The sequence below is a fragment of the Streptomyces sp. NPDC025273 genome (assembly GCF_040638585.1).
GTDB lineage: Bacteria > Actinomycetota > Actinomycetes > Streptomycetales > Streptomycetaceae > Streptomyces > Streptomyces cinereorectus.
Genome location: NZ_JBEZYP010000006.1, coordinates 71,564 through 91,848, shown reverse-complemented (window position 1 = coordinate 91,848; position 20,285 = coordinate 71,564). Strand labels below are relative to the sequence as shown.

At 69.7% G+C, this 20,285-nt stretch carries 19 protein-coding genes; 9 read left to right on the top strand and 10 right to left on the bottom strand.

Features of this window, described 5'->3' with window-relative positions; genetic code table 11:
* Positions 1–41 precede the first annotated feature (41 nt).
* Positions 42–725, top strand: a complete 684-nt coding sequence (locus AB0F38_RS12795) for a pyridoxamine 5'-phosphate oxidase family protein (protein WP_361890931.1) — start codon at positions 42–44, stop codon at positions 723–725.
* A gap of 70 nt (positions 726–795) precedes the next feature.
* Here the strand turns inward: AB0F38_RS12795 and AB0F38_RS12790 are convergent, their stop codons facing one another.
* The 3 genes from AB0F38_RS12790 to AB0F38_RS12780 form a co-directional block, all read right to left on the bottom strand.
* Positions 796–1,791, bottom strand: coding sequence for a nitroreductase family protein (locus AB0F38_RS12790; RefSeq protein ID WP_361890928.1), 996 nt, complete (start codon positions 1,789–1,791; stop codon positions 796–798).
* Positions 1,772–2,185: a universal stress protein gene (locus AB0F38_RS12785; RefSeq protein WP_361890925.1), complete on the bottom strand. Its 414-nt coding sequence runs from the start codon at positions 2,183–2,185 to the stop codon at positions 1,772–1,774. Before AB0F38_RS12785 ends, AB0F38_RS12790 begins: the two co-directional genes overlap by 20 nt.
* 63 nt (positions 2,186–2,248) lie before the next feature.
* Positions 2,249–3,649, bottom strand: coding sequence for a nicotinate phosphoribosyltransferase (locus tag AB0F38_RS12780; RefSeq protein WP_361890922.1), 1,401 nt, complete (start codon positions 3,647–3,649; stop codon positions 2,249–2,251).
* Between the two features lie 240 nt (positions 3,650–3,889).
* Between AB0F38_RS12780 and AB0F38_RS12775 the strand changes: the two genes are divergently transcribed.
* Together AB0F38_RS12775 and AB0F38_RS12770 are read left to right on the top strand one after the other, a co-directional pair.
* A complete protein-coding gene (locus tag AB0F38_RS12775; RefSeq protein ID WP_361890919.1) occupies positions 3,890–4,789 on the top strand; it encodes a universal stress protein in 900 nt (299 codons plus the stop codon).
* Positions 4,786–5,655, top strand: a complete 870-nt coding sequence (locus AB0F38_RS12770; protein ID WP_361890916.1) for a universal stress protein — start codon at positions 4,786–4,788, stop codon at positions 5,653–5,655. Before AB0F38_RS12775 ends, AB0F38_RS12770 begins: the two co-directional genes overlap by 4 nt.
* A 47-nt stretch (positions 5,656–5,702) precedes the next feature.
* On the opposite strand, the gene AB0F38_RS12765 is transcribed toward AB0F38_RS12770, so the two are convergent.
* From AB0F38_RS12765 to AB0F38_RS12755, 3 genes are all read right to left on the bottom strand, one after another.
* Positions 5,703–6,350: a CBS domain-containing protein gene (locus AB0F38_RS12765; protein ID WP_361890913.1), complete on the bottom strand. Its 648-nt coding sequence runs from the start codon at positions 6,348–6,350 to the stop codon at positions 5,703–5,705.
* A 104-nt stretch (positions 6,351–6,454) separates the two neighbouring features.
* Positions 6,455–7,039, bottom strand: a complete 585-nt coding sequence (locus AB0F38_RS12760) for a hypothetical protein (protein WP_361890911.1) — start codon at positions 7,037–7,039, stop codon at positions 6,455–6,457.
* A gap of 4 nt (positions 7,040–7,043) precedes the next feature.
* Positions 7,044–7,553, bottom strand: a complete 510-nt coding sequence (locus AB0F38_RS12755; RefSeq protein ID WP_361891495.1) for a flavodoxin domain-containing protein — start codon at positions 7,551–7,553, stop codon at positions 7,044–7,046.
* A gap of 308 nt (positions 7,554–7,861) precedes the next feature.
* Here AB0F38_RS12755 and AB0F38_RS12750 point away from each other — a divergent pair, with 308 nt between their 5' ends.
* The 4 genes from AB0F38_RS12750 to AB0F38_RS12735 all read left to right on the top strand — a co-directional run bounded on the left by AB0F38_RS12750 (position 7,862) and on the right by AB0F38_RS12735 (position 14,347).
* Complete coding sequence (locus AB0F38_RS12750; RefSeq protein WP_361890908.1) at positions 7,862–8,719, top strand: universal stress protein; 858 nt, start codon at positions 7,862–7,864, stop codon at positions 8,717–8,719.
* Between the two features lie 65 nt (positions 8,720–8,784).
* Positions 8,785–11,577 (top strand): cation-transporting P-type ATPase, encoded by a 2,793-nt coding sequence (locus tag AB0F38_RS12745; RefSeq protein WP_361890905.1) that lies wholly within the window; start codon positions 8,785–8,787, stop codon positions 11,575–11,577.
* 17 nt (positions 11,578–11,594) lie between these two features.
* Positions 11,595–12,647 (top strand): alcohol dehydrogenase catalytic domain-containing protein, encoded by a 1,053-nt coding sequence (locus AB0F38_RS12740; protein WP_361890903.1) that lies wholly within the window; start codon positions 11,595–11,597, stop codon positions 12,645–12,647.
* Between the two features lie 200 nt (positions 12,648–12,847).
* Positions 12,848–14,347: an ATP-binding protein gene (locus AB0F38_RS12735; protein ID WP_361890900.1), complete on the top strand. Its 1,500-nt coding sequence runs from the start codon at positions 12,848–12,850 to the stop codon at positions 14,345–14,347.
* Between the two features lie 218 nt (positions 14,348–14,565).
* Here AB0F38_RS12735 and AB0F38_RS12730 read toward each other — a convergent pair whose 3' ends face one another.
* Positions 14,566–14,769 carry a cold-shock protein gene (locus tag AB0F38_RS12730; RefSeq protein WP_033302989.1) on the bottom strand — a complete coding sequence of 68 codons (204 nt, stop codon included), beginning with the start codon at positions 14,767–14,769 and terminating at the stop codon, positions 14,566–14,568.
* A gap of 1,025 nt (positions 14,770–15,794) precedes the next feature.
* Here AB0F38_RS12730 and AB0F38_RS12725 point away from each other — a divergent pair.
* Positions 15,795–16,424, top strand: coding sequence for a DUF305 domain-containing protein (locus AB0F38_RS12725; protein ID WP_361890897.1), 630 nt, complete (start codon positions 15,795–15,797; stop codon positions 16,422–16,424).
* 122 nt (positions 16,425–16,546) lie between these two features.
* On the opposite strand, the gene AB0F38_RS12720 is transcribed toward AB0F38_RS12725, so the two are convergent.
* Together AB0F38_RS12720 and AB0F38_RS12715 are read right to left on the bottom strand one after the other, a co-directional pair.
* Complete coding sequence (locus AB0F38_RS12720; protein WP_361890894.1) at positions 16,547–16,957, bottom strand: DUF302 domain-containing protein; 411 nt, start codon at positions 16,955–16,957, stop codon at positions 16,547–16,549.
* Between the two features lie 560 nt (positions 16,958–17,517).
* Entirely contained in the window at positions 17,518–17,796 is a 279-nt protein-coding gene (locus tag AB0F38_RS12715; protein WP_361890891.1) for a metal-sensitive transcriptional regulator, read from the bottom strand.
* Between the two features lie 1,072 nt (positions 17,797–18,868).
* Here AB0F38_RS12715 and AB0F38_RS12710 point away from each other — a divergent pair.
* Positions 18,869–19,207, top strand: a complete 339-nt coding sequence (locus tag AB0F38_RS12710; protein WP_361890888.1) for a MerR family transcriptional regulator — start codon at positions 18,869–18,871, stop codon at positions 19,205–19,207.
* Positions 19,208–19,622: 415 nt separating this feature from the next.
* On the opposite strand, the gene AB0F38_RS12705 is transcribed toward AB0F38_RS12710, so the two are convergent.
* Positions 19,623–20,228, bottom strand: coding sequence for an adenylate kinase (locus tag AB0F38_RS12705; RefSeq protein ID WP_361890885.1), 606 nt, complete (start codon positions 20,226–20,228; stop codon positions 19,623–19,625).
* Positions 20,229–20,285 lie beyond the last annotated feature (57 nt).

The window sequence follows — 20,285 nt, the reverse complement described above, 5'->3', positions numbered from 1 at the left end:
AGCACCCCCTCCCCTCCCGAGCAGCAGGAAGGTGAACCGACATGGCCGGCAGATCACAGCACGACCCCGCCGAATCCCGGACGCAGGCCGTGGGCGACATCGGCAGACGCGTGGCGGCACGCCGCGAGCAGCTCGGACTGTCCAGAAGAGAGCTGGCCCTGCGTACCGGCTCCGCTCCCGGATACATCGAATACGTGGAGACCCAGCCCGGATCCCACGGCATGGGCTTCATGCTGCGCCTGGCCAGCGCCCTCGAAACGACGATGGACGAGCTCACAGGGGCCACCACCGACCTGCCCCCCGGCGTGGGCCGAGCGGCATACCACCCGGAAGTGGTGGAACTCTCCCAGGAGGAATGCTGGAAACTGCTCGGCAGCCACGGAGTGGGCCGCGTCGTCGTCAGCAACGACATGGGCCCCGCTGTCTTCCCGGTCAACTACGCCTCGGTCGAGGGCAAGATCGCCTACCGGACGTCACCGGGCTCCCGCCCCGCCCACGCGGCGGGTCACCTCACCGCCTTTGAAGTGGATCACATCGACGAGGCCTTCAGCAGGGGATGGAGCGTCCTCGTCGTGGGCAGAGCACGCACGGTGACGGAGCCCGAAGCCGTCGAGGACCTCGAGAAGCATGGATCCACGACACCCTGGGCCGGCGGACCGCGGGAACAGTGGATCGTGGTGACACCGGACCAGGTGACCGGTCGTCGCATTGTCGTCGGTGACTGACTGACGAGTCCGTGACGAGTCCGGGTGGCACGCGGAAGCGACACCCTCACGGTTCCTCGTCACCCCGGCTTCAGCCGGGGGAGCCATCCTCGACCTCGAGCACGTCACTCACCGCGCGCCGAGGAGTCGGCGGGGTCCGGACCCCGTATCCCAGCCGGATCAGCATCTGAGGGAACGCCGACCCCGAAGGCGCGTGAGGGTCCCGCAACAGCCAGCGCAGCTCGGGCCGTTCCAGGGCTTGCGAGTTGAGCGACGTGGAAAGCCTGTCCGTCGTCGCCTGCAGCAGGACCCGCTCCAGGGCCTGACCGGCCAGCAGCCAGTCCTCGCGACGGTCTGCGGACGTCCCGAGCACCGCCAGACAGGGGGACTGCTCGAACACACCCGGCCGCCGGCCGAGGTCCCGGCGCCCGGCCGCGAAGTCCCGCACCGGCGCCCTGCCATCGTGACGGAACGGGCCCAAGGCGTAGGTGGGAATCCCTTCGGAAGGCCCGGCTCCCGGCCCTGTCCAGCGGGCGATCTCCTCCCGCATCCCGGGAGACAACGAATCCTCCAACTCGGCGTCCCGCACCAGTTCGAGCACCTCGTCCGCCTGCCACCCGGTGGGAAAGGACAAGCGCGCACCCTCGGCCCGCGCGGCACCGCTCAAGGCGTCGCGCAGAGCATCGGGCACAGGCTCGTCGGTGAACGGCTCCCGGCTCGTGCGACGCCGGGCGATCGCCGGATGCAGACCGGACACCGGATCCGTGCCGGTGGACTCGACGAAGGCGACAGTGGCCAGCAGCACCGGATCCGCGGGGTCGGGCAGCACCTGGACTCGCGCCGACCAGCCGGCGTGCGCGACGGCGACCCGGAGGTTGAACAGCGCGGCACCGCAACTGAGATGCAGGCCTCGGCCCGACGGATCGGTGTAGGGCATGGAACGTGATTCGTCCATGCGCAGGTGCAGCACACCCATCGCCGGCGTATAGCGAAACCGCCAGGGCTGAGCGTTGTGCACGGACGGCGCCATGGTGGCATCCCCCACCCACCCGTTCACCGACGCCACGTCAGGACAGCGAGCCGACATCAGAGCTCCTCCTCACTCCAGAGGGACCACGGCCACGGGACACATGGCGTGACGGATCACCGCATGCGCCACACGCCCCAGCCGGGGACCGGCCGGGACGCACCTCTCCCGGTGTGCCGGCCCGCGCCGGCAGAGCACCGGCAAGATGGTGAGCAATGAGGCGGCCCGTGTGGACGGCCATGCCAGGGCGACCGCTCCCGGCACCCCGGGAAGCCTCCCGGAGCAGACGTTCGTCCTTCGGGGGGAGAGGGGCAGGGACCGCCACCTCAGGCGACTCCCGCACGTGAACGACATGCACAGGCAACTCCCTCAGGACCGCCTCCCGAGCGGCCCACTCGACGGCGGTGAAGCTCTCCGGCGATCCGTCCATCCCCACAGCCACCGTGCCCGTCATGCCCGGCCTCCTCGGAAAGATGACGTGGTTCCTTCACCGATCGGACAGATCCGCCGCTGCGTCTCACCCCTGCTCGGTCCCTGCTCCCGGCACCCCGGGCAGGTCCATGTCCTGCATACCGGCCCACACGGCCCGGCGTTCCCTGACGCTCGCCTCCAGCTGCCGGCGGACATCGGATGTCAGAGCCGAAAGACGCGCAGAGACCGTGGGCATCGGCGGCGTCGGCTCCCGGATTCGGCGCGCAGCCCGGGGGAGGGCGGCCAGATCCCTCACGAACCGCTCGTGGGCCGCAGCCAGACTGTCCGGCGGACCGACGCGCCGCCCCTCGGACATGACCGTACGCAACAGCGACTCCCGGTCCTGGGGAACCTCCTCGTCCGCCAGCGCGATCACGTCGCCCGCGCCCGGGGAGCGAAGGACCTGCTTGCGGCCGGGCGCGGTCACCTTGGCGGGGGAGAGCTTCATCACCGGCCGGCCACCGTATTCCACCAACTTGTAGGCCGAATCCAGATACGGAGCGTCGGCCGAGGTCCCCACCTTGGTGCCCACCGCGTACACGTCGATGGGTGCGCCCGATCCGACGAGGCGGTCGATACCGTACTCGTCGAGGCCGCCGCTCGCGATGATGGCCACGTCCCGCAGCCCCGCCCGGTCCAGCAGGGCGCGCGACTGACGGGCGAGGCCGCCGAGATCGCCGCTGTCGAGGCGGATCGCGCAGCCGGGGCCACGCTGCAGGGCGTTCAGCACCCGAGCCGCCGTCACCACGCCGTCGGCCGTGTCATAGGTGTCGACCAGAAAGGTGACGGGGCCGGGATGGCTGCGTGCGAAGGCGTGGAACGCCGCTTCCTCGTCGCCGAAGGCCTCGACGTAGGAGTGGGCCATGGTGCCGGAGGCCCGCATCTGCCAACGCAGGGCCGCCGCGACGTTGCTGGTGCCGGCGAATCCCACCATCGCGCCCACCCTGGCTGCCTGCATGCCGGCCTCGGGCCCGTGTGTGCGGCGCAAGGAGAAATCGACGACGCGGTGACCGGCCGCCGCCAGCACACACCGTGCCGCCTTGGACGCGATGGTCGTCTGGTGGCTGACCTGGCTCAGCAGATAGGTCTCCGCCAGCTGGGCCTCGGGCAAGGGAGCGGTGACCTCCAGCAACGGCTCCCCGGGCAGGACCAGCCGCCCCTCCGGCACGGCTCTCACCTCACCCGTGAAGCCGAGACCGACGAGCGGGCGTGTGACGGCGGCAGGGCATCCCAGTGCCGTGGCGAAGTCGTGGGCGTCGTCCGCGGTGATCCGCAAGCCGGCCAGGAAGTCGAGAGCCGATTCCAGCCCCGCGCTCACCAGGAATCCGCGCCCAGGCGGCAACCCGCGTACGAACAGGCTGAACGTGGCGTTCTTCGTCATGCCTTCCCGCAGGTAGGACACGGCCATCGACACCTCGTAAAGATCTGTGGTTGTTGCGTACGACATGGCGCTCACCACACCTTCCCGAAGTGACGAAGCCGCCGTTCCCATGACGACGGACACCCGTATGCCTCTTCCACGCTCCCCGAAGCCGTCGGCCGCGGGAAGGGCCGGGTGGGGCATTTCCGGTTCCGGGGCCCAGGCACCTTCCGGGACCTTCGGTCCCGGAAGGGGCCGCCACGGCCCCTTCCGCGCAGACCGCCGCGTGACAGGGTGAAACGTACGAAGACGGCCGGAGGAGGGGACATGAGCACCGGCACTTCCCGGACCCCGGGGCAGGTCGTGGTCGGCATCGACGGATCCGGACACGCCAGGGCGGCTGCGTACTGGGCGGCGGCCGAGGCCGACGCCCAAGGACAGGAACTGCGCATCCTGCACGCGGCGGATCTCGACCGGCTCACTCGCTTCGCCTCGTTCGAGACAGTGGAGAGCACCCGCGAGACCGGTCGCGTCCTTCTCGTCGAGGTGGCCGCAGCCGTTCAGGAACGCTTCCCTTCCCTTGCCATCACCAAGGCACTCAGCCGCAAGCAGCCGGTTCCCGCTCTGCGGGAGGCGGCCGGCCCGCAGGACTCCATAGTCGTGGGCAACCGTGGCCGCGGAGGCTTCGGCGCACTCATGCTCGGCTCCGTCGGTCTCGGGGTAGCGGGGGGCACCGTACCCGTAGTGGTGGTGCGCGGGGAGACCGAATGGTCGAAGACCGCCCGGGTCACCGCCGCGGTCCGGGGCGCCACCGACGCGGACTGGCTGCACCGCGCCGCCCACGAGGCACAACTGCGTGGAGCGGCCCTGCAGCTCCTGGGCGTCAGAAACGTTCTCGGGTGGGCAGCCGACTCAGCCCTGCTGCCCGGCAGCCGTGCCCAGGAGAGCGTCCGCCAGGGCGAGCAGGAGACACAGGCACTCGCGGCCGGCATCCGGCAGCGGTTTCCCGGGCTTGCGGTCACGGCGGAGGTCGAGGCGGGCAGACCCGTCGCCGCGGTTCTGGTGGAGGCAAGTCGCCACAGTGACCTCCTGATCATCGGCGGACGACGGGCAGAGGGCATCGGTCCCGGTGTGGGCCGTATCGCACACGCGCTGCTGCACCACTCGCTCTGCCCGGTCGAGATCGTGCCCCGGCGGGAAGCCAGGGAGGAAAGAGGAATCAGATGACCGACCTCGACCCGGACCAGGAGATCGTGGTGGGTATCGACCCGCGTGACCCCGCGGTGCCGGCGCTCGCCTGGGCAGCCGACGAAGCCGAACGCAGAGCCCTGCCCCTGAGGCTCGTGCTCGCGCTCCCGCCGCTGCACGACACCCCGCACGTGGACCCGAAACCGCGCCGCCTGGCTCTGCACGCACAGGGCCAGGAAGCACTCACGGCGGCCGCCCAGACGATCGCCCGCCTCACGCCCCGGGTACGCGTAGTGACCGAACTCGTCGACGGACAGCCCGCGGCGGTGCTCTGCCGCCGGGCGAACCCACCCACACGCATGGTTGTGGTGGGTTCGCGCCGGCTCAGCCGGCCGGAGGAGATCCTCAGCGCGAGTTCGGTCGCAGCCCCCCTCAGCGCGCAGGCCGCTTGCCCCGTCGTCGTGGTGAGAGCACCCGAACACCTTGCGCACCGTCCCGCTCATCTGGTCGTCGGTGTCGACGGCAGCATGCCCTCGCGTGAGGCTCTGAAGTTCGCCTTCGAAGAGGCAGACGTACGCGGTGTGCTCGTGCACGCGGTCCTGGTGTGGCAGCGTTCCGCCCTCACCTTCGGCGAGCCGCAACCCGAAGAGCGCACAAGGCTTCTCGCCGAGGCCGTCGCAGAATGGTCCGACAGGTATCCGGACGTGCAGTCGAGGCAGGAAGTACGCCAAGGGCACCCGGTGGAAGAGCTTGCTCTCGCGTCCTCCACCGCACTGGCGCTCATCGTCGGGCGCCGCGGCCGCGGAGGATACACGGGAATGCGCCTCGGATCGGTCGCCCACGGCCTCCTGCACCGGGCCGAGTGCCCGGTGATCACCGTTCCCGGAAACGACGAGCGCCGGTAACGCCTTCGCAGGTCACCCCGGCCACGCTTCACGCCACCGAACTCGCCTCACACCGCCCGCGTCCCGCGGTCACCGAAGTCGACACGGACATCCACCACACCTTCCACCGCCCGCACGGCCCGGGCCAGGAGCGGGACCAAAGACCGGTCGGACAGATCCCCTCCCATGGTGACCACCCCGTCAGCGACCCGTACGTCCACACCGGAGGCAGCGGGCAGACCCGCCACGACGGCCGCGGCCTCGGTCTCGATGTCGTCATCGGAGCGCAGGAAGACCTTGAGCAGATCGCTTCTGCTGATGACCCCTTCCAGAAGACCGACACCGTCCACCACCGGCAGACGCTTGACGTGCCGTCGCGCCATGATCCGTGCCGCTTCGGCTATGGGGGCGTCCGCGTGCACCGTGATGGCAGGGCTCGACATGAGCTGTTCCGCGTACAGCGCGCCGGCCTTGGCGGCGTCCACGAACGGACGGTCAGCGGGCGTGGAAGGCCCGTCCGGGCGGTCCCCCTCCTTGGCCAGGAGATCCGCCTCGGAAACCACCCCCACGACCCGCCCCTCCCCGGCCAGTACAGGAAGGGCACTCACCTTCCACTGGTCCATGAGCTGGACTATGTCCTTGTAGGACGCCCCGCTGCCGACGGCGACAGCGGTATGCGTCATGAGGTCACTCACCCGGTGAGGCGCACTCGGCATCTGAATCCTCCGTGGATAATCCGGCGTTCACGACGAAGAGGGAACGGACCCCTGCGAAGCAGGACCCGGACCGGGCCCAGGACCGTCCCGTTCCGGCGCGAAGATCAGGCACGATGGCTCCACTCCGGCTCGACCCTGCTCCACTCGGTTTCCCATTGGACCGCGCGGTACCGGTTGCCTGCCGCACGGATGCCCGCCGCGGCCACGACACCCGCGCCCACGGCAAGTGACGCGCTCCCCGCCCCCCGTAGCAGCGCTCCGGCCCAGACCTCGCGAGAGGTGGCCGGCGCGGAGGTGACGCGGCCTTCACGGTCCAGCCATACACGTGCGTACTCCCCCTTCCTGGTACCCGGAGCCACCGGCACGCTGCCCTTGACACCCGTGCCGGTGACAGAGGTCCACCGGGCCGGGACCAGCACGTCTGCGGGACGGCCCGCCTCGTCCGCCCACGACCGTGACTCGGCGGCATCCCTCAGCACCTGCGCCCGCACGAGATGGCGACCGGCCCGCTCCTGCGACGCCACCGCCCGTTCATGACCGTAGGCCTCCCACCCGCTCATCAGCCCGATCGCCACAGCACACCCGGCCACCACGGCGCAGAGCACGAGCAGTGCCCGGACCTCCAGGACGTCCACCCGCCGGCGCAGCGGGGCGGAGCGCCACCGGCGACTCCAGATCGCTCCGTACATCGGCTCACAGGCTTTCCGGCGAGGCGCCGACCTCGGTGGCCACGGCGGTGGCCCATGCGGCGATCCTGGCGAAATCCCGGAAGTCACCGCCGCGCCCGTCCTCCACGATCATCCTGGCCACACGTCCTTCCGCCCCCGCTTCGAGGCGGCCACCGAAGGTGACATGATCACGAGCACGAGTCCGCTGCATGATCCTTTGCACGCCCGGCGGGGGAGGGACGTGCGTCTTCGACGCCGAAGAATCCAGCGGCCCGCTGCTGAACATCCAGACCGGCCGCTCACGCAGCGCCCTGCGATGACGTCGCGCGAAACGCCTGACATCACGCGGCCACCGCCCCCCGTACAGTGCTCCCCCCATCAGCACCGCGTCATAGCCGTCCAGGTCTGTCACCTCGGACGCGGGTAGCGACTCGGCATCCAGACCCCTGTCCCGCAGTATCCCGGCGACGAACTGAGCGATCTCAGCCGTGGAGCCGCGCTTCGTCCCGTAGACGACCAACGCGTGGTGAGCCACTGATCTCACCGCCTCACAGGAGACAGAGCCGGCGGACGGCCGGCTTGCGGACCGAGCCCCCGAACGGACACCGCCCAGTCTCCCGGGGCCCCGCCGGCACACTGAAGGGCCATCCGAGGCACCGAGCAGGGCCGAGTGGCCCCCGGCCGCTCATGCAGCCCGACAGCAGGGCCCCTGCCCGCGGGCGGATCACACAGCAAGGGGGACCGAACGTCCCTGCGCGTTGCCCCGTCCGTCTCTCGGAAGCCCCGGCGGACCGGGGTGACACTTGACGCGGGGCACTTCAGCAGCGGGAAAGCGGTGAGGGTATGTGGCTTCCTCTAGTGACAGGAGTGGACGGATCGGTCTCCGGGCTCCTCGCGCTCGACTGGGCGGTCGACGAAGCCTCCCGGCTCGCGCTTCCCCTGACATTGGTGCACGCGTGCACGGAAGAACCCGCAAACCAACCGGGCACCACCCCCCCGCACACCCCGGCCGCTCACGGCGAGAGCGTGGTCGCCGCCGCCAAGGACAGGGCCCGTCAGCGCAACCCGCAGGTCAGGGTCTCCACCGAAGTCGTCCCCGAGGACGCGGTGACCGCCCTGCTGAACCGAGGACGCAACGCGTCCGCCCTGGTCCTGGGAGCCCGCGGCCGCGGCGAACTGCACGACCTGCTACTCGGCTCGGTGAGCCTGACGGTCGCAGCCCGCGCACAATGTCCCGTCGTCGTGGTCCGAAAGACCAAAGCGGCACCGGAAGGACCGCAGGAGCGGATCGTGGTCGGCATAGCGGACGCCGCGAGCAGCACCGCCGCGGTCCGCTTCGCATTCCGGCTGGCAGACGCCCGGCACTGCGGCCTGGAAGCAGTGATGGCAAGAGAGCCCCCCCGGCGGGCAGCCGACCACCTCGACGGCACAACCCGCTCCACCGGCCCCGACCACCACCGCGCCCTGCTCGACGAAGCACTGGACGAAGCCGCTCGCGCCCACCCGGCCGTAGCCATCCGGCGCTGCGTCGTCGAGGGACCCGCTCGTGAGGTACTGCTCGAGCGCTCGGCCACCACCGACCTCGTGGTGGTAGGCGCCGAACACCGACGCAGCCGAGTGGGACTGCAACTGGGCCGGGTGAGCCACGCACTGCTGCACTACGCCCAATGCCCTGTGGCAGTCGTGCCTCAGTGGCACTGAGCCCCCATGGAAGCGTTCGCTCCACGCTCCCATGACAACGGACAAAAGCCGGAGGTACCCCAGTGGTGCACGGCCGAAAGCCAGAACCTCCCACGACGACGGCCCCTGACCCCCGCGAATCCCTGCCCCTGCTCCGCCGCGACCTGCACACCGGCGACGAAGGACTCTCGGACCGGGAAGCCGCCCGGAGACTGGCCGTATACGGGGCCAACGAGGTCGAGGTCAAGGCACAGACCTCCGTCGGACGGGAACTGGTCCAACAACTCGCCCACCCACTGGCGCTCCTGCTGTGGGCAGCCGCCGCCCTGGCCTTCCTGGCCGGCATCCCCGTGCTGGGATCGGCCATCATCGCCGTGATCCTGGTCAACGCGGCCTTCGCGCTGACACAGGAACGCCAAGCCGAACGAGCGGTCGAGACTCTCGCCCGCTACCTGCCCGACCACGCCGAGGTGATCCGGGACGGGCAGGAGAAAACAATCGAAGCGCGTTCCCTCGTGCCAGGAGACCTCATCCTGGTCGACGAAGGGAACAAGATCCCGGCCGACGCCCGGCTGACAGAAGGGGGCATCGAGGCCGATCTCTCCATGCTGACGGGGGAATCGGCCCCGGCCGAGCGGGTGGCCGGCCCAGCCGTGCGAAGTGCGCCCCTGCTGGAGAACTCCGACCTGATCTTCAGCGGCACCACCTGCACAGGCGGCCAGGCACGAGCCATCGTCTACGCCACCGGAAGCCGCACCGAACTGGGCCGCATCGCCGTCCTCAGCCAGCGCACCCAGCGGGAACAGAGCCCGCTGGAGCATCAGGTCAAGAGGGTGGCATGGTTCATCGCCGCCGCAGCCGTCGCCATGGGCGCGGTATTCCTGGTCACGGGCGTGGCCGTAGGCCTACCGCTCTCCGACGCCCTCACCTTCGCCATCGGACTGCTCGTCGCGAACGTCCCCGAAGGCCTGCTGCCCATCATCACCCTCGCACTCGCCGTAGGCGTACGATCCCTCGCCCGGCAGGGCGCCGTGGTCAAGCGGCTCAGCGCGGTCGAGACCCTGGGCTCCACCAACGTCATCTGCACGGACAAGACCGGCACCCTCACACAGAACAGCATGCGGGTCCAGAGCCTGTGGACCCCGGAACACGGCACCGGGACCGGGCCCGGTACGCAGGTACTGGCACGCAGCATGGCCGAGTGCACGACCGTCACCACCGAAGGAGGAGAACTGCACGGTGACGCGACGGAGCTGGCCCTGGTCACCGAAGCAACCGCCCTGCACACCGGATTCGACCCCCGCACACGGGACGAACGCCGGCGGGTGCTCCACCGGTTCGCCCCCCAGCTGCGCCTGATGAGCGTCATCACATCCTGCCCCCAGCAGGACGACCGGCTGATCCTCATCACCAAGGGGGCGCCCGAGGCCGTACTGGCCAGGACCGCCGGCAACGGGGCCGGGCCCGCCGGACACACCGTCCGAAGAGCGCGGGCGGCGGCAGAGGACATGGCCCACGAAGGAATGCGCGTCCTGGCGGTCGCCACCCGTGACCTCTCGCCCGGCGATTCACAGCTCAGCCGCGAAGAGGCCGAAGCCCACCTGACACTCCGGGGGCTGGTGGGCCTCTACGATCCGCCGCGGCCCGAAGTACCCGACGCCGTACGCCGATGCCACGACGCCGGGCTCCGCGTCCACATCGTGACGGGGGACAACGGCTCCACCGCAGCGGCCGTCGCCCGGCAGGTCGGGATCGGCCGGCCGGAACTGCGCATCGTGCCCGAGGCGGAAGCCGTCACGGAGCGACAACTCGACGAACTGCTCGGACAGGACAGCGACGCCGAGATAGTTTTCGCCCGGTCGTCACCCGAAACCAAGCTGAGGATCGCCGACGCCCTACGACATCACGGCCACATCGTCGCGATGACCGGCGACGGCGTCAACGACGCTCCCGCACTCCACCGTGCCCATATCGGCGTGGCGATGGGCAGATCCGGAACCGACGTCGCCCGTGAGGCCGCCACGATGGTACTCACCGACGACAACTTCGCCACCATTGTCACAGCGATCGAGTCGGGACGCCGCGTATATGACAACGTTCGAAAATTCATCGTCTACATATTCGCCCACCTCGTTCCGGAGGTGGTCCCCTTCGCGGTATTCGCCCTGTCCGCGGGAGCCGTACCCCTCCCCTTGACGGTCCTTCACATTCTCGCCATCGACCTCGGCACCGAAACCCTGCCCGCCCTGGCCCTGGGCCGTGAACGAGCCGAACCCGGAGTGATGAACAAGCCCCCACGCAAAGGGACACAGAGCGTCATCTCCCGCGACATGCTCATCCGGAGCTGGGGTTACCTCGGCGTCGTATCCGCTCTCCTGTCCATGGGCGCCTTCTTCTACGTCCTGTGGCGTGCCGGCTGGCAGCCGGGCGACCCCACAGCACCGGGCAGCGAACTGCACGACGACTACGTGACAGCCACCACCGCCACCTTCGCCGGGATCGTGACGTGCCAGGTAGGCACCGCCTTCGCCGCACGGACGGACCACGCGTCCCTCCGGGCCATCGGGCTGTGGACCAACCCCCTCCTGCTGATCGGCATCGCGTTCGAACTCGCATTCACCGCCGCCCTGATCTACCTGCCGCCCCTGCAGGGCCTGTTCGGCACAGCCGCCCTGCCCGCGGACGTGATCCTGCTCATCATGACCTTCCCCGTCCTCGTCTGGGGAACCGACGAGCTGCGCCGTGCGGAGCGCCGCCGGCGACGTGCCCGGCGACAGCCGACGACCCTGCCCAGCCCCCAGGACAGAGCCGCAGGGACGAACGCGGCCCGCCACCCCGCCCAGGACGCACCGCGATGCCCTTCGAAGAGAACGCAGTAGAGAGGGAGTGGAGTGTCATGCGTGCGTTCGTCTACCACGGTCCTGGCCAGGGGTACTGGGAAACATGCGATGACCCGGTGATCGAGGAACCCACCGACGCGCTGGTACGGGTCGACGCGACCAGTGTGTGCGTGGGCGATCTGCACACACTCGGCGGAGACGTACGGGGGGTGAGGCCAGGAACGGTGCTGGGCCACGAAGCCTGCGGCGAGGTCGTGGCAGTGGGCCGGGAGGTGCACTCCGTAGCCCCGGGTGACGACGTGATCGTGTCGTCGGTCTCCGCTTGCGGTAACTGCACTTCGTGCCGGCTGGGGGCGTTCGGCCAGTGCACACACGGCGGTGGATGGCTTCTCGGTCACGAAGTGAACGGGACCCAGGCCGAACTCGTCCGCGTCCCCTACGCCGACCACTCGACACACAAGCGGCCCTACACCCTGAACAGGGACACCGCCGTCCTCTTCTCCGAGGTCCTGCCGGCCGCCTTCGAACTCGGAATCCGTAACGGAAAGGTCGGCCCGGGCGACACCGTCGTGGTGGTCGGAGCGGGCCCGGTCGGCCTGGCCGCCCTGCTCCTCGCGGGAATCTACTCCCCAGCCAGAGCCATCGCCGTCGACCTTTCCCCCAGCCGCCTGGCGACCGCCGCCGAGATGGGCGCCGACTCCGCCGAACTCCCGGGCCGGCTGATAGCGGATCTCGCGGACGGCCCGGGAGCCGACGTGGTCATCGAGGCGGCCGGAAATCCCGACAGTTTCAGTCTGTGCACAAGAGTCGTACGCTCGGGTGGCCACATCGCGAACATAGGGATGCACGGCGCGGCGGTCACGCTGCACCTCGAAGAGCTGTGGCGGAAGAACGTCACGATCAGCACAGGCCAGGTCGATACCTCGTCCACGCCCTGGCTCCTGGACGTGCTCACACCTGACCGGACGAACGCCCTTTCACGGCTGATCACCAAAAGACTCACCTTCGACGAGACGCGCAGTGCGTACGACGTTCTCTCCACGGCCGTCGACAGCGGCGAACTGAGGACTGTGCTGCACCCCGCACACCCCTACGGCTGCGACGGGTGACGTACAGGGCGCCGGCCCGGCCGCCGGTCCCGCCGAAGCAGCGAGCAGGGGCCGAACGGCGTTCCCACAGGATCCGATCGGGCCCTCACGGTCGCCGGTCCGGCTCGTAGAGTGGGAGGCGAGGGCGAAGATCCCCTTCCTCTCCCTCGCATCCAGGTCGTCCACAGGCACGAGAGGTGTCCTGGAAGGGGGAGAGAACGGTGGGAGCTCCGACCGCCCCCGTGGCCCGGCCGCAGGGGCTCTTCGACCGTGAGGCCGAGTGGGACAGGCTTGTCGCGTTCGTGGATGACCCGCGCCCCGGGCCCGCGATCGGTGTCGTCGCCGGTCCGCGGGGGCACGGCAAATCGTTTCTCCTCAAGGCTCTCGCCCACGCGACGGGCGGGTTCTACTTCTGCGGGCAGGAGGCCGTCCAGGCCGAGACCCTGCGCTCGCTCGCCCAGCAGTACGCACGTCATGCCGATCTTCCACAGGTGCCTCACTGGGCAGGGTGGAGGGAGGCACTGCTCACGCTGGCGAGCACGGAACGCGGCCCGGCCAGGCTGGTCGTCATCGACGGATTCCCCGACGTCGTGCGGCAGAGCCCAGGCCTCCCGGCCGCTGTCAGTGAGGTGTGCCACCAGCTGGGCGAAGGCCCGCAAAGCTCCTGTCGGCTCAGGCTTCTGCTCTGCGGCAGTACGACACCGGTGATGAGCCGGCTGCTCAGTGCCTCGACCATGTGGGTGGACCAGGTCGTGGAGGTCGCTCCTCTGGACTTCAGGCAGACACGAGCACTATGGGCCATCGACGACCCCGGGCTCGCGCTGCGCGTACACGCCGTCGTCGGTGGTAGCGCGACCTTCCGCTTCGACCCGGCAGGGGACCGGCCCCCTGCCGGTCCCGCCGACTTCGACCGGTGGATCCGTGAATGCGTACTCAACCCGCGGCTGCCGCTGTTCTGGAAGGCCGAGCACCTGCTGGATCGCGTACCGGGCCCCTGGGACATCGCCGCCTGCCACTCCACCGTGGCCGCGCTCGCCGCCGGCCGCTCCACGCTCGGGGAAATCGCCGGCTTCCTCGACAGACCGACGACGGACGTGCCGCACATCCTGTCCCACCTGGAGGAACGTGGCCTGGTACGCGGCGAGCCCGACGCCTTCCGACCCGGGCTGATCCGCTACCGCATCACCGAACCGCTGCTGGCCTTCGACCACGCCGTGATCCGCCCTCACCGCTGTGACCTCTTGGACGCGACCGCCACGGCGATCACCGAGGTGTGGCGGCAGGCCTGGCCCGTGTTCGAAAGGGACGTGGCAGGACCGCACTTCGCTCAGATATGCCGGGAGTGGGCGGTCCGGTTCGCAGCAGCGGAGAGCCCCGCAGACGTACCCTCATCGGCGCTCTCGGGTTCCCTGCCCCATGCCACCGGTGAGCCCGCACGGATCGACGTCGCCGTGCGCGGCCGGCGGGACCACGGCCCCGGTACGCTGCTGTCGATCGGGCTGGTCTCCTGGACGGATCGCATGGACACCCCCCACCTCGAACAGCTGCGCGACCACCTGGCGCGCCTCGCCGCCGCCGGTGAGGACGTCCGCCGAACCCGCCTCGTCTGCTACGGAGCCGCGGGGTTCGGCCCCGGACTCCGGGATGCCGATGCGGAGGGAGAGGTCGTCCTGATATCGCCCGAGCAGATGTACGGCACGATACGGCGGGAGTCCGCGTAACCCGATCCTGTGAGTGAGACGGTCACCCTCGACCGGCGTCTCCTCGACGTCCAGGAGCTGTCCCGTGACCGCCGGCTCTTGCCGGCTGACAGCTCGAGACCCCGGGAGTCAGCCACGACCTCCGGGGCCTCTGTCACTTCGCCGGCCCGGCGGCTCGACGACTGAAGGCAGCCCGCGTCACACCGTCGCCTCGGAACCGGCGAACGCGGCGCAACAGCTCAAGCGGGAGTGATGTTCTCCGCCTGGGGTCCCTTCTGACCCTGGGTGACGTCGAAGTTCACCCTCTGGCCCTCCTGGAGCTCACGAAAACCCTGAGCGGCGATGTTCGAGTAGTGGGCAAAGACGTCCGGGCCGCCACCGTCCTGTTCGATGAAGCCAAAGCCCTTTTCCGCGTTGAACCACTTGACGGTTCCGCTGGCCATTCTGTCCTCCAAGGGACTCGATGCCGTCCCGCACCGTGCGGGACGGAGGTGATCGCCCTGGCCCTCAGAGACGCTGAGCACCAGGGTCGCCCGTGCACTCACGCTCACGGACGACAGGTACGTCAGGACCATTACAGCTGGCCCTGACGCTAACCGGCCTCCCCGCTTCCTACACGGGAGCGCACAAGCGGTAGGGGGTATGAATCCTCCTTTCGGCGGCGTGCCACGCCGGCTGAGGGGACGTTGGACCGAACAGCACCCGTGGGCCGTCCCCCGATGGCCCACGGCCCGCACCTGTGCCCCCGAAAACCGGCATGTACGGGGCACCCTCCTCGCCCCCGCTGCCGCGGTGTCCTGTGCGGCCGGGCGAGGGGCGTGCCCGAGCCCGGCGCGGGGCATCGCAGCGATGCCCGCACTTCGCCCGTGAAGGACCGTCCAGGCCACCGGTCTCTCCGCCACCGGTCTCCAGCAGCCGCAGGAGGCCACCCGCACCCAGGACGTCGACCAGCGGGTCACCAGGGCCCCGGCACACTTCTTCCGCCTACGCTGGAGAGGTGACCGGCCCCGCGCCCCGTTCGAGACCGCAGTCCACGCTGCGGCTCAGGGTCCTGCTCGCCGTCGGCCTCGTGACCAGATCGCCTGGCACGCACGCCCTGGGCTCCGACGGCGCCCTGCGAACAGCCGGCAGTGCCCCGACCCCGGTCCGTCACCTGACGGCGTCGGCTGCCGGCCCGCGATACGCGTGTCCCGGGGACGGGCACGGGCGGGACCGGCACGGCGGGCACACGGACCGGATGTGCGCCGTCGCCGCGCTCCCGCCTCCCCTGACCTCACCGTGCCGCCCGCGGCCACCCCGCAGGAGGCTGTCCCTGCGATGTACGAGCCCGTCCGCGGGCGGGCACCGCCCGCACGCGCCGGCCCCCAGCTCCTCCGGATGCGGCAGGCGGCCCATGCGGCGCAGGCTCCATAAGGGGCTCCCCGCAAGCAGGTCGCCCACTCCATCCGAATCACTGGAGAGAACCGGCATGGACACCAACCGCTTTCCGCACCGCCGTGCGGCCGTGGCAGCCACTGCGGCTGCCGCGGGTCTTGCCCTGGCCGCCTGCGGCAGCCAGGGCGACACGAGTACGGCCACCAGCTCCCCGGCGACCACCGCTCCCACAGCCGCGAGGCAGAGCGACCGGCACAACCAGGCGGACGTCACGTTCGCGCAGGGGATGATCCCTCACCACCTGCAGGCCCTCGTCATGTCCGACATGGTCGAATCCCACGGTGCCACCAGTGAGGTCGAGGCACTTGCGGAGAAGATCAAGAAGGCTCAGAAGCCCGAGATCGACACCATGACCGGCTGGCTCGAAGCATGGGGCGAGGAGGTCCCCACCGGCATGGACGGCATGGGGCACGGCGACGACACCACCGGCATGCCCGGCATGATGGGTGACCAGGACATGAACCGGCTCGGTCAGGCCAACGGAAGCACTTTCGACGACATGTTCCTGACCATGATGATCGAACACCACGAAGGCGCGATCGACATGGCCAAGACCGAGAAGCGGGAAGGCGCCTACGGCCCCGCCACGGCTCTTGCCGACAGCATCATCACCTCGCAGACCGCGGAGATCGCCCAGATGCGGATGATGCTCAACGCGACCTGACCGACAACAGGCCCGATCGGGGCCGGCCCGGACCGGACCGCCTGCAGGATGATCGCCGTGCGGCGCTCCACCGGTCCCCCCGGCCCGACGAGCACCGGCCGGAAGGGACCCGCTGGCAGACCCTAGACGCCTTCGCTGCCTGGCAGAGCGGCCAGAGCGGCCAGGGCGGCGTCCAGGCGTTCGGTGGCCTCGGAGGCGACGGATTCGAGCGCGGGCAAGCCGGTGAGGGTGACCATGGTGGCAGGGTCCAGGGCCTGCACGATCGTGGCGCCCTTGTCGCTGCGGACGACGACGTTGCAGGGCAGGAGCAGGCCGATGCTCCGGTCGGCTTCCAGCGCCTCGCGGGCCAGCGGCGGATTGCATGCGCCCAGGATCAGGTAGTCCTCCATCTCGTGGCCCAGCTTCGCCTTGAGGGTGGCGGTGACATCGATCTCGGTGAGGATGCCGAAGCCCTGAGCGGCAAGGGCCTCCCGGACGGCGGCGACGGTGTCACCGAACCCGGAGTTCAGACGGACGGTGCGGTCGTAGGACACGACGGATGACTCCCTATACGTGTGAGGGCGCTGCCGGTTCTTGATACTCTCCCGGGCACCCGCCGAGGCGGAGGCGGCGCCGTTCGGGGTGAATCCATCCGAAAACACCGCATGGGGCATTTCCGTCCACGGTGGAACGGAAATACGGACAGGGCCCTGCCTCCCGAGGCTGCAGGTAACCCGCCGGCCCACCCCAGGGCACCCTGTGCTGCGCTCAAGATGCTCCGCCCCGCCCGTGCGGGGCTTCCTCGCGGTGTCCACTCCTACGACTGTCCCGGCTCGCGACTGTCCCGGCCTTCGAGACGCAGGCTGCGACCGGCACCAGCCTGCCGGGTCATCGCGACCAGCTCGACCGCCTCGCCCGCGACCTGTTCCGGCGGTGCGGCGAGTCAGGACCGGGCGGTGATCGCCCCGTTCGCCAGGGCGGCGGTCCTCGGCGCCCGGGGCGGCGACCGCCTCGCCGCCGAGGCCTCCGGCATGCTGCCGCGACGCCTGTTCGTCGAGACACGGCCGGCCCTCGCGGCACTCACACCGATCGGCGCCCTCGTACGACCAGCTCGTCAGGCCAGGGAGAGGAACAGCTTCTCCAGCCGTGCCCGCATCTGGTCCCGGTCACCCACCGCCTGCTCGCCATCGGCCATGCAGTGCTGCAGACCTGTCGCGATGATCGAGAACCCGGCCCGGTCCAAAGCGCGGGAGACTGCCGCGAGCTGCGTGATCACCTCTTCACAGTCCCGGCCTTCCTCGATCATCTTGATGATCCCGGCTATCTGCCCCTGAGCCCGCCGCAGCCGGTTCAGTACCGCCTTCAGCTCGTCGGCCGCCATCTGAAGCTCCACGCTTCCACCTCCACAAATACCCCTACGGGTATCATACCCGGCTCGGAACCCGATCCCGGAAACCTTGAATCTCAGCGGAGCAGGGCGACGGGCGGCGGTTTGCCGTCAGGCGGGGCGCAGTGGCCGACGTGGTGGCACTGCCGGTCCGCCAACCACACCAAGTACCCGGGAATCACCGGCGTCAAGGTCACTGCCGAGGTCACTGTCACCGCCTGACGTCGCGGTGCGCCTGGTCGCGGGCGACGCCACCCCTCTCCCGCACCCCCGTCCCGGCACCCCGGGACGGGGGTGCGGGAGAGGGGTGGCGCCACCTCGCAGCAGATCCCGGCCTCCGAACCCGCCGGAAGACTTACTCCTCTGCCGACACTCCAAAATCTATGCTCACCCCAGTAGACATTGGACGGTGGTGTGGTTATGGTTTCTGTCGTAGCCAGAAGGACAACAAGGCCGGGCAGCGGATGAACTGCCCGGCAGCAGTACCTAGTTCGCAGGTCGGTGCGGTGGTGGAGTTCCGAAGCCAGGATTGTTGAGGACGGCGACGGGACTGACCGCCGGACCGGGTGGCCCGCAGTGATCAGGGGCCGCCACCAGCAGTACCGCAGTACCCGCAGTGCAATACCAGCGGTCCCTCGGTGAAGGCGTCGGCTGCGGGCGCGCGCACCGGGAAGTTCGGCAGTGGGGTTCTGAGCCGGAGCAGATGCAGGACGGGCGACGGGGCTGGCTGCCGAAGTGTGGCGCTGTCACAGGCCACTGAGCAATCCGCATCACCAGCAGTACGCAAGAGGAGTACCAGCAGTAGGCAAGTGAACTCAGAGGGAAGAACGGAGGAGCCAGACATCATCAGGATCGCCCAGGCCGAAATCTTGAGCCCGGGTACCGCAGGACATCGATAGTGAGGTGGTCTCCGGTCACGCATCCGCGATCCCCGCACATGCTCCCACCCCCCGGGACACAGTGCGGAACAAGAAGGCCGGCGCAGCACGAGGGCCGGCAGATGGTGTAGCAGTTCCTTCGGGGCCCTGGTGCCGTACGGCACCAGGGCCCCTCCACGCGTGTTCCACAGAGAGGCGTAATGACAACAGACGATTCCCTGGACCGTCTCGAAGACGACGACTACCCCGCCTACACCATGGGCCGCGCCGCCGACATGCTCAACACGACCCCAGGCTTCCTGCGCGCCCTGGGCGACGCCCGCCTGATCACCCCGCTGCGCTCCAAGGGCGGCCACCGCCGCTACTCCCGCTACCAACTGCGCATCGCCGCCCGCGCCCGGGAACTCGTCGACAACGGCACCCCCGTCGAGGCCGCCTGCCGCATCGTCATCCTCGAGGACCAGCTCGAAGAAGCCCGGCGCCTCAACGCCGAATACCGCCTCACCACCGGATCTGCGAACTCTCCGACCGCGGCCTGAGACAGCTGGGTCCTACGGCCTTCTCAGCAGCTTCGCCGCTGCCGCTCACGACGTTGTCCGAGGCGTTGAAGCGTTCGGGGGAAATCCATCGAGAGGATTCACACCACCACGGACATTTCTACGTACTGGCTGCCCGCAACGGACCCGTACACCGCCCCCCGGCCAAGACCCAGTCCCCGGACCGCGGGCACCCGCACATGAGGTCCTCGCCCCCAGCAGGCGGCCGGCCGGTACCAGGGCACCGCGACCGCGGCCCGGACCGTCACCCGGACCCTGAGCGGCCCCGGGCCTTGGTGAGTCTTCCGGCCGCTGCTCACCCCGGCAGGTCAGGGGCGCGGGCGGTGCCGGCCGCAACGCCGAGCAGGGCGGCTGGTGCTGCTTCCTTGTGCCCGAGTTTCGTCGGCATGGATGCTGGTCAAGGGCCGGTGGTGTGCTGGGCCGCTCCTGGCGAGCGGCTCCCCACCCGCCTCTTCGCCGTCTCCCTCTTCCAGCGTCGGACATCGCGCGGGCCGCGGAGCCTGACGATCTCCACGCCCAGGTCGGCCGCCTCGGATACCTGCCGGGCATAGCGAGGCCGGTTTGTCCGGTACTTGCGGATGGCGGTACGCAGCAGCGACCGGCGGCCGAGGAACGCCGTGCTCCAGGTCAGCCGCCTGGCTTGTGCACTGTCTTCGCGACCCGCGAGCTGGCGCAGACTGCGGCGGACGATTCGATACACGATCAGGGCCAGCGGGAAGTCGAGCCAGACGAGCACGTCGGCTCGGTGCCAGACCACGTCGGCGAGCTTGGAGAAGTTCCCTTCGACGATCCACCTGTCCCGCCGGGTGATCTCTCCCGCCCGGCGGCGGAACTCCTCCAGCGGCAGCGGGCCGTCAGGGGTGAACAGAAGGTCGTCGAGGTCGGTGCGGGGGTGGTCGAGCTCCGTCGAGAGCCACCTGGCCAAGGTCGTCTTTCCGGTGGCGGGCGGTCCGAAGAGCGCGATCTTCCGCAGGGGCGCCTGGTCTTTGCAGGGAACCGACACCGTCAAGATCCTCCTCAACGCCCACAGCGGTACGCATGTACCCCCGACGCCGGACAT